At 65.3% G+C, this 12,184-nt stretch carries 11 protein-coding genes; 6 read left to right on the top strand and 5 right to left on the bottom strand.

Annotated elements, in window-relative coordinates; genetic code table 11:
• The first annotated feature begins 18 nt into the window (after positions 1–18).
• Positions 19–744, top strand: a complete 726-nt coding sequence (locus tag FBY20_RS02410) for a polysaccharide deacetylase family protein (RefSeq protein ID WP_142049776.1) — start codon at positions 19–21, stop codon at positions 742–744.
• Positions 719–1,867, top strand: coding sequence for a glycosyltransferase family 4 protein (locus tag FBY20_RS02405; RefSeq protein ID WP_142049773.1), 1,149 nt, complete (start codon positions 719–721; stop codon positions 1,865–1,867). The genes FBY20_RS02410 and FBY20_RS02405 overlap by 26 nt, the downstream gene beginning before the upstream one ends.
• A gap of 23 nt (positions 1,868–1,890) precedes the next feature.
• On the opposite strand, the gene FBY20_RS02400 is transcribed toward FBY20_RS02405, so the two are convergent.
• From FBY20_RS02400 to FBY20_RS02390, 3 genes are read right to left on the bottom strand one after another with little or no spacing between them, the layout of a single operon-like run.
• Positions 1,891–2,172: a YkgJ family cysteine cluster protein gene (locus tag FBY20_RS02400; RefSeq protein WP_142049771.1), complete on the bottom strand. Its 282-nt coding sequence runs from the start codon at positions 2,170–2,172 to the stop codon at positions 1,891–1,893.
• Positions 2,169–2,933: a YdcF family protein gene (locus tag FBY20_RS02395; RefSeq protein WP_056320205.1), complete on the bottom strand. Its 765-nt coding sequence runs from the start codon at positions 2,931–2,933 to the stop codon at positions 2,169–2,171. The genes FBY20_RS02400 and FBY20_RS02395 overlap by 4 nt, the downstream gene beginning before the upstream one ends.
• Positions 2,934–2,949: 16 nt before the next feature.
• Positions 2,950–3,921 carry a glycosyltransferase family 9 protein gene (locus FBY20_RS02390; protein ID WP_056320207.1) on the bottom strand — a complete coding sequence of 324 codons (972 nt, stop codon included), beginning with the start codon at positions 3,919–3,921 and terminating at the stop codon, positions 2,950–2,952.
• 103 nt (positions 3,922–4,024) lie between these two features.
• On the opposite strand from FBY20_RS02390, the gene msbA reads away from it, so the two are divergent.
• The 4 genes from msbA to FBY20_RS02370 all read left to right on the top strand — a co-directional run bounded on the left by msbA (position 4,025) and on the right by FBY20_RS02370 (position 9,026).
• A complete protein-coding gene (gene msbA / locus FBY20_RS02385; protein WP_056320209.1) occupies positions 4,025–5,800 on the top strand; it encodes a lipid A export permease/ATP-binding protein MsbA in 1,776 nt (591 codons plus the stop codon).
• A gap of 169 nt (positions 5,801–5,969) precedes the next feature.
• A complete protein-coding gene (locus FBY20_RS02380; protein ID WP_142049768.1) occupies positions 5,970–7,775 on the top strand; it encodes a monovalent cation:proton antiporter-2 (CPA2) family protein in 1,806 nt (601 codons plus the stop codon).
• Between the two features lie 134 nt (positions 7,776–7,909).
• A complete protein-coding gene (locus FBY20_RS02375; protein ID WP_056320215.1) occupies positions 7,910–8,140 on the top strand; it encodes a hypothetical protein in 231 nt (76 codons plus the stop codon).
• Positions 8,141–8,270: 130 nt separating this feature from the next.
• Positions 8,271–9,026 carry a diguanylate cyclase gene (locus FBY20_RS02370; protein ID WP_255452212.1) on the top strand — a complete coding sequence of 252 codons (756 nt, stop codon included), beginning with the start codon at positions 8,271–8,273 and terminating at the stop codon, positions 9,024–9,026.
• A gap of 81 nt (positions 9,027–9,107) precedes the next feature.
• Here the strand turns inward: FBY20_RS02370 and FBY20_RS02365 are convergent, their stop codons facing one another.
• Together FBY20_RS02365 and rng are read right to left on the bottom strand one after the other, a co-directional pair.
• The gene (locus FBY20_RS02365; RefSeq protein WP_142049765.1) at positions 9,108–9,809 is read right to left on the bottom strand and encodes a DUF3053 domain-containing protein; all 702 of its coding nucleotides are present in this window, start codon (positions 9,807–9,809) and stop codon (positions 9,108–9,110) included.
• A gap of 394 nt (positions 9,810–10,203) precedes the next feature.
• Complete coding sequence (gene rng / locus FBY20_RS02360; RefSeq protein ID WP_056320252.1) at positions 10,204–11,667, bottom strand: ribonuclease G; 1,464 nt, start codon at positions 11,665–11,667, stop codon at positions 10,204–10,206.
• Between the last annotated feature and the right edge of the window lie 517 nt (positions 11,668–12,184).

Below are 12,184 nucleotides of genomic sequence, written 5' to 3'. Positions count from 1 at the left end.
GTCATATAATGTCGAGCTATGTCTATTCCAATCCTTATGTATCACCAGATCGGCGAGCCCAACCCCAAGGGCACGCCGTTTCGCGGACTGACGGTACATCCCGATAGCTTTGCCCGCCAGATGCGCTGGATGCGCCGGCTTGGCTATCGCGGATTGTCCATGCGCGACGTCATGCCCTATGTCCGCGGCGAGCGCCAGGGAAAGGTCTTCGGCATCACGTTCGACGACGGTTTCCGCAATGTGCATCACAACGCGATGCCGGTACTGAGCGAACTGGGATTCACCGCCACCAACTATTTCGTGGCCCGGCAGTTCGACGGCGGCAACGTGTGGGACCTCGAAAAGGGGATCCCGTTTGCGCCGCTGATGACCGTCCAGGAAATGCGGGAATGGGCGCAGGCCGGCAACGAGGTCGGCTCGCACACGCTGGATCACGTCCACCTGCCCGAGCTGCCTGCCGAAGAAGCGCGGCGCCAGATCGTCCAGTCCAAGGACGAGCTTGAACAGGCGCTGGGCGCGCCCGTCACCGCGTTCTGTTATCCCTATGGCGACCATGGCCCCGAGCATCAGGCCATGGCGCGCGAGGCCGGTTACGAGAACGCCACGCTCACCAGGCGCGGCCTGGCGGCGGCGTCCGACGATCCCTTCGGACTGCCGCGCGTGACCGTGGCACGTTCGACCAATATCTTCCGATTTCTCCAGAAGTGCCTCACCCGGTATGAAGACAGCCGCCGGCGCTCCTGAACGCCGGCTTCGCATCGCGCTGTTGGTTGATCGCTTCGGCAACCGTTTCGGCGGGGCCGAGGCCTATGGCGTCGAGTTGATGCGTGTACTCGGCAAGCGCCACGACGTTTCCGTGGTCGCCCGCGATTTCGACAGCGACCTGCCATTCGATTACCTGCCCGTGCGGTTTCCCGGCTGGCTGCCCAGCTGGACGCGGGTGCTGTATTTCGCCTGGCGCGCCGACCGCCTCACCCGCGGCCGCTTCGACATCGTCCATTCGCACATGAACGGCTGGGCGGGCGAAATCCAGGTCATGCACGTGACGCCGGTCCGCTATAACCGCATCACCCGGGTCACGCCGCTGCAGCGCCTGACGGCCTGGCTCAGCCCGCGGCTGGCCACCTACCTGCTGCTGGAAAAGCTGCGCGTGCGCAAGACGCCCCAGCGCCGCGTGGTGGCGGTATCGGGCCTCATCATGGACCAGCTGCACCGCAGCTACGGCGAAGAACTTGCGGTCGACATCATCGCCCCGGGCGTCAAGCTGCCCGCGCCCGACCGTAACGGGGGCCGCCAGGCCACGCGCGCGCGGCTCGGCTGGGACGCGGACACGATCGGCTGTCTGCTGGTGGCGCGCAATCCGCTGCGCAAGGGCCTGCCCGCGTTGCTGGACGCGCTGGCGCTCTTGCCTCCGCGTTACCGGCTGCTGGTGGTCGGCGCCGACGAGCCCACGCGCGAGCGCGTACGCGCCGCCGGAGACGTCGCCCGCCGCGTCACGCTGGTCGACCCCACGCCAGACGTCGCCCAGTATTTCAATGCGGCCGACATCTACACGCACCCGACCCTGAACGACAGCTACGGCATGGCGCCGCTGGAAGCCATGTCGCACGGTCTGCCGGTCATCGTCAGTTCGCCGGTCTATTGCGGCTTTGCGCAATACCTCACGGCGGGAACGGATGCGCTCATCCTGCAGGACCCGCGCGATGGCGCCCAATTGGCGCAGGCGCTGGAAAGCCTGGGTTCGGATCCGCAGCTGCGCGCGGCGCTGACGTCACGAGGCCTGGAAATCGCCCGCGACCAAAGCTGGGAAACCGTGGCCTCGCGCTACGAGGCCTTGTACGAACAGGTGCTGCTGGAGCGCCATTGAAAACGGGGCGTCAAGCCCCGTTTTCAATGGCAGGGCGCGGTTGCCCTTTCCAGGTCGGCCAGCCAGCGGATGGCGTGTTCGCGGTCGGGACCGCACATCTCGTGCTGGGGCTGCAGTCCCCCGCAGAAGTCCGGGCGGGAAGGATCACCAAAGATCGCGCACCGCATGTCCGGCAGCAACTGAACACAGGGCACGCCCGCGGGCTTGCCCTGCGGCATCCCCGGAATGGGCCGCGTGATCGACGGCGCGATGCAGCAGGCGCCGCATCCCGAGCGGCACGCTGGCGCCGCGCCGGTCAGGCTCATACCCATCCGCGCAACCAGTACACAAAGAGACCCGCGTATTCCTTCACGATCGAACGGCTGGCGTCGAACGTGCGTTCATCGGGCAGCCACAACGACAGCGACCCGTCGGCCGGCTCCACGATCTGCGGCGGCGCGGGGGCGGCAATCACTTCCACCCCCTGCTTGGAAAAGGCCGCCATGGCGCGGGGCATGTGCAAGGCGGACGTGACCAGCAGCACCTTGCCGATGCCGCGCGCCTTGAGCTGGTCTTCGGTGAGCGTGGCGTTTTCATAGGTGGTGCGGCTGGCGTTTTCCAGGATCAGGGCCGACTCCGGAACGCCCTGCTGGCGGATCGCATGCGCCATGCCGCGCGCTTCGCTGACATCGCCTTCCAGCGCGCCGCCCGACAGCAGCACCTTGGGCGCGCGGCCGGCCAGATACAGCTCGGCCGCCGCGTCCACGCGCACGATGGCCGTGTCCTTGTCATAGGGCAGGAACCAATTGGCGCGGCCGTTGGCGGTATTGCCGCCCAGCACCACGATCGCGTCGGCCGTCGGCATCTCGGCGGCGGGCTTGTGCGGATAGCGGTTCTCCAGCGCGCCGCCCGCCCACAGCGACGTTGCCGGCAACGACCAGGCCAGCGCCCAGAGCAAGCCTGCCGCGACGAGCGTGAGGCCCGTCTTGCGAAGCCGGAACAGTCCCAGCACCAGGCCAAGGACCACCAGGGTGATGCACAAATTCAAGGGAATGATCAGATTCGTGAGATAGCTGGAAAAGGTCATTTCGAGACTGTCCTGATTACTGCGTACCATCCAGCAGGCGCTCGGCCTGCTGTGTTGCTTCTTCCTGCGACGGCCAGGCCTGGTCGCTACCCAGGCACACCGCGCGCGGCGACCACGGGCCGGTGCGTTGCGGCTGTGTCACGCCGAACAGCGTCAACTGCCGCGCCGACGCCGCCGCCGCGACGTGCGACACGCCGGAGTCGTTACAAATCACCAGCGCGGCCCGGGCGGTCAGCGCCGCAAAGGCGCCCAATCCCAGCGGGGGCAGCAACTGAGCGGTCGGCGCATTGCGGCGGGCTTCGTCGGTTTCGGCCGGAGGGGGGCACATTACCACGGTATGGCCGCGGGCCTGCAGGGCGCGCGTCAGTGTATCGAATCCCGGCCACACCTTGATCCTGCCCTTGTGCAGGCCCGTGGCGGTGGGCGCAATCAGCACGAAGGGCCGGTCTTGCAGGCCGGCCTGGGCCAGGGCCTCGCCGGCCGCGCGTTCATGCGCCGCCGTCAGCGGCAGGTCCAGCGTCGGACCGGGCTGGGCGGGACCGCTAGGCAGATTCCAGCGGATCAGGGCCTCGCGGGTCAGGTGATGCCAGGATTCGACGGCGTGCATCGGCTGGTCGGGTTTGGCGAACGGCCAGCGCAGCAGAAAGCTGCGGCCGTCGTCGCGGTACCCCGCCGACGGCACGCCGGCCAGCCGGAACACCAGCGCGCTGGACAGGGAATCCGGCAAGAGCAGGCCCCGGGCGCGGCGGCCTTGCGCGCCCAGCCCGCGCCGGTGCGCGCTGACCGCCGCCCGGTCCGGTCCCACCTTGCCGCGCATGGGGACGAAATCCAGTTTGTCCACGCCATCGAGCAGGTCGCGGGCCCAGGGGCGGGCGCAGAGGACGAGGGGCAGGCCGCTTGCCGCCAGGGCGCGCAGGCTGGGCAGGCTCATGCAGACATCGCCCACCCAGTTGGGCAGGCGGACATACAGGCAACTGATATCGGACATGGAAGGGCGCACGGGCGCGGATAGGGCTAAGGGGCGGGGACGGCGCGCAGACGCGCAGCCGGTACAATCCTGGGCACAATTGTATGAAAAGCGAGTGATCCCTTTGAATTCTGCCGCACGGAATGCGCCAGCGGGCTCCCAGCCCGTCAAATCCGAACTCTGGACCCGGATCTACAGCCGGGTCGGTTCCTACTGGAAGGGCTTGCTGGCGGCCGTCCTCCTGATGGCAGGCGCCGCGGCCACGCAGCCCGTGCTGGCGGTCATCATGAAGCCCCTCCTGGACGGCGGCTTCTCAGGCGCCAAGCCGTATTACGTTTGGGCGCTGCCGCTGGCGGTCGTGGGCCTGATCCTGGTGCGCGGCATCTGCAACTTCTTCAGCGACTACCTGCTGGCCTGGGTGGCCAACAACGTGCTGCTGGGCATGCGGCGCGACATGTTCGAGCGCCTCCTGGGCCTGCCGGACGCCGACTTCAAGCGCGGCGACACCGGGCGCCTCCTGAACCGCTTCACCATCGACGCCGGCAACGTCACCGGCTATGCCACCGACGTCATCACCGTGCTGGTGCGCGAAACCCTGGTGGTCATCGCGCTGATCTGCGTGCTGCTCTACATGTCGTGGGTGCTGACGCTGATCATCCTGGTCATGCTGCCGGTCTCGGTCCTGATCTCGCGCTTTTTCATCAAGCGCCTGCGCCGCATCAACCGCGAAACCGTCAACATGAACGCCGAGCTGACCCGCGTGGTCGGCGAAGGCATCGACGGCCAGCGCGTCATCAAGCTGTTCGACGGCTACGAGGTCGAACGCGGCCGCTTCGATTTCGTCAGCCGCCGCCTGCGCCGCTTTGCCATGCGCACGGCCACGGCCGATGCGGCGCTGACGCCCTTGACCCAGGTCTGCATCTCGATTTCCGTGGGCGCGGTCATCGCCGTGGCGCTCAGCCAGGCCAACAGCGGCTCGCTCACCGTGGGCAGCTTCGCGTCGTTCATGGCCGCGCTGGCCCAGATCTTCGACCCCATCAAGCGCCTGACCAACGTGGCCGCCCGCCTGCAAAAGATGCTGGTCTCGGCCGAAAGCGTGTTCACCCTGATCGACCAGATCCCGGAAAACGACACCGGCACCAAGGAATTGCCCGAGCCCGTGCGCGGCAAGGTCGAGTTCCGCAGCGTGTCGCATCGCTTCCCCGACGCCGACCGCGACACGGTCAATGACATTTCCTTCGTGGTCGAACCCGGTCAGACCGTCGCCCTCGTGGGCCGCTCGGGCAGCGGCAAGACCACGCTGGTCAACATGCTGCCCCGCTTCGTGCTGGCCGACAGCGGCCAGATCCTCGTGGACGACGTGCCCATCGATGAACTCACGCTGCGCAGCCTGCGCTCGCACCTGTCGCTGGTCAGCCAGGATGTCGTGCTGTTCGACGACACGATCGCCGCCAACGTCGGCTACGGCGCATTGGGCAAGTCCAGCGAGCAAAAGGTGCGCGATGCGCTGGCCGCCGCCAATCTGCTCGACTTCGTCGAAGGCCTGCCGCAAGGCATCAACACGCCCGTGGGCGAGAACGCCGCCCGCCTGTCCGGCGGCCAGCGCCAGCGTCTGGCCATCGCGCGCGCGCTCATCAAGAACGCGCCCATCCTGATCCTGGACGAAGCGACTTCGGCGCTCGATAACGAATCCGAACGCCAGGTGCAGGCCTCGCTGGAACGCCTGATGAAGGGGCGCACCACGCTGGTCATCGCGCACCGCCTGTCCACCGTCCAGAACGCCGACCGCATCATCGTCCTGGACGCCGGCAAGATCGTCGAACAGGGTCCGCACGCGGAACTGCTGGCGGCCGACGGCCTGTACGCATCCCTCTACAAGATGCAGTTCCGGGAAGACTGAGCCAAACCGTACACGTCTTTCCCCAGCAGCCGCCCCTCGGGGCGGCTTTTCATTGCCGAAGTTCCTGTTTGCCAATCCCGCGGTTTGCCGGAAAATGGCCCCAGCCTGCGCATAGCGGGCTGGGCGGCGTCCCAGGCGCTTCGGCCCGCCATGCAACCAGGAGCGCTCCATGGCCCTGCCTTCCGAAGGCAATCAAGTCCTCAACGTCGTCGTTCTGCTTGGCGCAGCGGTGATTGCCGTCCCCTTGTTCAAGCGTCTCGGACTGGGTTCGGTCCTGGGCTATCTGGCAGCCGGCCTGGCGATAGGCCCGTTCGGCATCGGGTTTTTCACCGATCCCAAATCCATCTTGCACGTCGCCGAACTGGGCGTGGTGATGTTTCTTTTCATCATCGGGCTGGAGATGCAGCCGTCGCGCCTCTGGAAGCTGCGCGGCGAAATCTTCGGGCTGGGCGTTGCGCAGGTGCTGGTTTGCGGTGCGCTGCTTACCGGCGTCGGGTTGCTTGCAGGTCTGTCAGGCGCCGCGGCCTTCATGGCGGCGATGGGTTTCGTGCTTTCGTCCACGGCCATCGTGATGCAGATCCTGGCCGAGCGCGACGAAACCACCAGCGCGCAGGGCCAACGCATCGTCTCCATTCTCCTTCTCGAAGACCTGGCGATCGTCCCGCTGCTGGCGCTGGCCGCCTTGCTGGCTCCGGCAAGCAGCGGCAGCGAGGCCAATCCGTGGTGGCAGGCCGCCATTGCGGTCGGCTGCATTCTGGCGCTGCTGGCCGCGGGCCGGTGGCTGCTCAACCCACTGTTCCGTCTTCTGGCCGCGGCGCATGCCCGCGAAGTGATGACGGCGGCCGCATTGCTCGTCGTGCTGGGCGCCGCGTTGCTGATGGAACTGGGCGGCCTGTCCATGGCCATGGGCGCGTTCCTGGCCGGTGTGCTGCTGTCCGAGTCCACATTCCGCCATCAGCTCGAAGCCGATATCGAGCCGTTTCGCGGCATCCTGCTCGGCCTGTTCTTCCTGGGCGTGGGCATGTCGCTGGACCTCCTGGCCGTGGCGCGGGAATGGCCGCTCATCCTGGCGGGCGTCGTCGCTTTCATGGCGGTCAAATCCGTGGGCGTCTACATCGTGGCGCGCCTGCTGCGCGCCACCCATGCCGAAGCCATCACCCGTTGCGCGTTGCTGGCGCAAGGCGGCGAGTTTGCCTTCGTGCTGTACAGCGCAGCCGCCGACAAAGGCATCTTCGACGCGCATACGGGCGCGGTGCTGACCGCGGTCGTCATCATTTCGATGGCGCTCACGCCGCTATGCGTCCTGGCCTTGCGCTGGTTCCTGCCAAAACCCAAGCCGTCCATGGATGGCGTGGACGTGGCCCGCGACCTGGACGGCTGCGCGCTGATCGTGGGTTTTGGCCGTTTCGGCCAGATCGTGACGCAGGCGATGCTGGCACGCGGGGTCAAGGTCTCGATCCTGGACACCGACACCGACGCGATCCGCGCCGCGGCAAAGTGGGGCGTGAAGGTGTATTACGGGGACGGTACGCGCGCCGACATGCTGCGCTCGGCGGGCGCCGAAAACGCCTGCGCCATCCTGGTGTGCATCGACGACCCGCGCGCCGCCACCCACATGGTGCATCTCATCAAATCCGAATTCCCGCTGGTGCGCGTCGTGGTGCGGGCCTATGACCGCATCCATTCGCTGGCGCTGGCCCGCGAAGGGGTGGATTTCCAGGTCCGCGAAACCCTTGAATCGGCGCTGGTCTTCGGCGAAGCGGCGTTGCGCGCCATCGGCGTGCCGCCCGACGAGGCCGAGGAGGTCATTCAGGACGTGCGGCAACGCGACACCGAACGCTTCGAGCTCGAGGTGGCAGGTGGCCTGTTCGCCGGCCGCTCGCTGCTTTACGGAAATATGACGGGCCAACCGGATGGCATCAATGACCGTCCGGACCGCGAAACCGGCGACGCGGCGCCCAGTCCATCCGCCTGACGGCTATTTTTCGGCGTGCATTTCGGGATCTTTGCATTACTTTACGCATCATTTCACGCGCAAAATCAAGCAGCTAGGGTAGATTAATCCGCAATGACGCTTCACTCAGGAAGCGCTTTTGCCAGGGGGCTGCCATGCTGCAAACGGACCGTAATTCGACTACGTCGCACGCCATCGGAATCGAGCTTGCCCGGCGTCAGGCCATGACGCTTCGTTGCGGATTCTCTGGCGTGCTCACCCGCCAATTGATGGCGCAAGCCGGCGGGGCAGGGCCCGCCTGGGCCATCAACGCCCACCGCGAAAGCGACAAGGCACGCGGGGCCAAGGCCTTCCCGTTCCGCATCGCAGCCGCCGCGCTGTCCTGAAAGCCCCGCCTCGGGCGCGCCGCGCCCGGCTGCTGTCTTTCCGCGCGTGCCCGGGCGTCTTCCCGGGCAAAAATTCCCGTCACTTGCGCTGATCGCCGCCCCTGACTTTGCCGTCCAGGGCGGCGATGCCTTGCGCGCATTTGTCGGCGTGCTGTCGCCCGATGGCGTCAATCGTCTCTATGCGTTCGACGCCATCGAGCGCACGCCGCTGGTGATCGACGTGGCGTTGGCCGTCGACGATCTGCTCGAACCCTGGGTGCGCCGCGCCGCCCTGATCGTGCCCGTGACCTTGGCGCTCTTCGCATCGGTGATGGCGCAGATCGTCCTCTTTCGGCGCGAGATGCGCTGGCGGCAGGCGTTCGAGGCGCAATTGGCGCGTCAGGCCCAGACGGACGGACTCACCGGCATCGCCAACCGGCGCACCTTCGACGAGGTGCTGGACAGGGAATGGGCGGCCGCGCGTCGCGATCGCGCGCCGCTGTCGCTGCTGTTTCTGGATGCCGATCGCTTCAAGCTTTACAACGACCGCTATGGCCACCAGGAAGGCGACGCGTTGCTCAAGATGCTGGCGCTTGCGCTTCAGAACAAGGCTCGCCGGCCTCGCGATCTGGCGGCCCGCTACGGCGGCGAAGAGTTCGTGGTGCTGCTGCCCGACACGCGCCGCGAACAGGCGCTGGTCATCGCCGAAAGTATCCGGCGCGCGGTCGAGGACCTGGCCATTCCGCACGAAGACAACGGAGGCGGTATCGTCACCGTCAGCGTCGGCGTGGCCACGGTCGTGCCGCTAGGCGACGGCGTCTCGGCCGCCCTTGTGGAAGCCGCCGATGCGGCCGTTTACCAGGCCAAGGCCGCGGGCCGCAATCGCGTCGCGTCGGCGCCTGACTGATTATCGACATGGCAAGAAAAACCCCGCCGCACCTTTCGGTGGCGGCGGGGCGATGCGTGGCGCAGCGTGCTTGAGCGGTGCTTAACGGCCCATGATCACGGCCTGCAGGCGCGTCTGTGCCTGCTGCACATTCTTGGCCTGCGCGTTCATCTCTTGCAGCAGCTTGTTCAGCTCGGCTTGCACGGCAGGATCGGTCACCGTCACGCTGTTGCTCGAGATATCGATCTTCGACTTGTTCGCTTCCACGTAGTCGGCGATCTTCAGGGTGACGTCGTAGGTGGCGTTGATCTGCGGCAGCACATCGCCAAACGTGTCGGCCGGCAGGGTGATGGTCTTCTCGTAAGCCTTGTCGTACACGGCCTTCAGGTCCTCAGGCTGCTTGAGCTGGGCGTGAGCCGCGTCGGCCTTGGCGCGATGCTCCTTCAGCGCCGCGTTCATGTCGTTCAGACCGGCACGCACGGACTTCAGGTCTTCGCGGCGCGTGACGATATCGTTCACCGAGCGCACCTGACCCTTCTGCAGGATCCCCGACAGCGGCTTGACCGACGCATCCATGCCGGCATTGAAGTCGGTGATGATGGCGTAATGGGCCGCGTAGTCGCCGAAGGACTTCTTTTCTTCCTCCGTCAGCTTCGGGACACGCACGCCCGGCTTGTCCACGATGCGCGTCTGCAGGAACTGCGTGAACGCCGCGCGCTGCTCGGGCTCCTTGTCGCCGCAGGCTGCCAGCATCAGCGGCAGGGCCGCGACCAGTACCAGGAACGGACGGAATAGGGACTTCATTGCAATGACCTCCGAATGACTAAGGGAAAAGCGCCGAGGCGGTAACCGACCCGGCAAAGCGCCCGCAGCTTATCGATAACCCTTACTTGTCGCCATCCGTTTCAGAAATCATTTCAAACGAATTGTTAAGTCACAAAATCCACACATATCGAGTTGAAGCCTGTTCGCGATTCGGGTATGGCTCCATGTACTCGCACGCGCGCTGAACGCGGGCCTGGCGAAGAGCGGCCGCCAGCGCGGTTCACGGCTCCATCGAGCGCATCAATGGGCACGCGGACATATCGCCATTTCGGCCGCCCGATGGCCCCCATCCTGTCGCGCCCAAATGAAAAAAGCCGCGCTTGCAGGCGCGGCTCTTCCGTCGGTCCGATGACTAGGCATTCTTCTTATGCCGTCACACGAGGATGATGTCGTACTTCTCCTGCGAATACGCCGCTTCCACTTCCAGCGACACGCGCTTGCCCACAAAGTCGCCCAGCATCGCCAAATGCTGGCTTTCCTCTTCCAGAAAAAGGTCCACCACTTCCTGCGAGGCAAGAATGCGAAATTCCTTGGGATTGAATTGCCGGGCCTCGCGCAGAATCTCGCGCAGGATTTCATAACAGACCGTGCGCGGCGTACGCACATTGCCGCGCGACTCGCACATGGGGCAGGGCTCGCAAAGCTGGTGCGCCAGCGAATCGCGCGTGCGCTTGCGCGTCATTTCCACCAGCCCCAGCTGCGTGAATCCATTGACGGTCATGCGGGTCCGATCGCGCGACAACGCCTTCTTCAGCTCCGCCAGCACGGTGTCGCGATGTTCCTGTTCCTCCATGTCGATGAAGTCCAGGATCACGATTCCCCCCAGGTTGCGCAGTCGCAGCTGCCGCGCAATTGCCTGTGCCGCCTCAAGGTTCGTCTTGAAGATCGTGTCGTCGAAATTGCGGCCCCCCACAAACCCGCCGGTGTTGACGTCCACCGTGGTCAACGCCTCCGTCTGGTCAATGATCAGATAGCCGCCCGACTTCAGGTCGACCCGGCGCGACAGCGCGCGCGCAATCTCGTCATCCACGTTGGCGGTGTCGAACAGAGGGCGCTCGCCGCTGTAATGCTTGATACGGTCAACCACCGAAGGCGTGTACACACGCGCCCATTCCAGCATCGCGGCCGTCGTCGTGCGTGAATCCACCAGGATCGACCCGGTCTCGGGGCCGACCATGTCGCGCAATACGCGCTGGGCAAGCGTCAGGTCCTGGTGCAACAGCGCGGGGGCGGGCTGGGTCCGGGCCGCCGCCTGCACACTCGTCCACAGTTTGCGCAGATATTCCACGTCGGCGGTCAACTCCGCGTCGTTGGCGCCCTCGGCCTGCGTGCGCACGATGAACCCGCCTTTCTCGTCCGAGGGCATCAGCGCTTGCAGACGTTCGCGCAACTGGATGCGTTCGGACTCGGAATCGATCTTCTGCGAAATGCCGATGTGCGGATCGTGCGGTAGGTACACCAGCATCCGCCCGGCCATGCTGATCTGCGTCGACAGCCGCGCGCCCTTCGTGCCGAGCGGATCCTTCACGACCTGCACCATGAGGGTCTGTCCCTCAAATATCAGCTTTTCGATGGGCGTCGGCGTCAAACCCTGGCTGCGCTCGGTGCGATTCTCGCGCAGGTCCGCAATATGAATGAACGCCGCCCGCTCCAGCCCAATGTCGATGAACGCGCTCTGCATGCCGGGCAGCACCCGCACGACCCGACCCAGATAGATATTGCCGACGTGGCCCCGTTGGATGCTACGTTCGACGTGCAATTCCTGAACCGACCCCTGTTCCACCAGCGCAACGCGGGTTTCAAACGGGGTGACGTTGATCAGGATGTCTTCGCTCAGGGCGATCGCAGGGGGCATGAGGTATCTGTCTCCAATCAGATGCGGCGTACAGGCGAATAGTAAACGTACATACTAGTCCCACAAGCAGGGGCTGCCGCTATCTATATATATAGGCGCGGCCAGTCACGGCCCGCGCCTCCTTCGACGGAGCAGGGCGCCGGCGCCAGCCTGACTGCCTTTCCATCAACAAATTTGCGACACTGGCATGACAGCCCAAAATTCTGTGCTATAGTCTCGCTCCTTCGCAGCTCAGACAGTTTTGAGACGCGAAGCCAAGCAAGTGCAACAGGTGGCGGGGCAACCCAATCTCACCTGCCGCAGCGGCAATCAGTAATGAGCGCCAAGCGGTTATTGCAAGGATCGAGGCAAATCAGGCAGAAGCCAGTTGCAAGATCTGCAAAAATTGTGCTATACTTTTGGGCTTGGCAGTTACTGAAAAATTAGGGTTTGCCCTGGGGTTTCAATAACTGCTAGGGCAGGGCGAAAGTCCTGGCGAGACCTGAAGAGGTCGCCGCAA

It is taken from the genome of Achromobacter sp. SLBN-14 (assembly GCF_006715415.1).
In the GTDB taxonomy this organism is placed as follows: domain Bacteria; phylum Pseudomonadota; class Gammaproteobacteria; order Burkholderiales; family Burkholderiaceae_B; genus Achromobacter; species Achromobacter mucicolens.
Note: the sequence above shows the minus strand (reverse complement) of the source record. Positions and strands in the feature narration are given on the sequence as shown.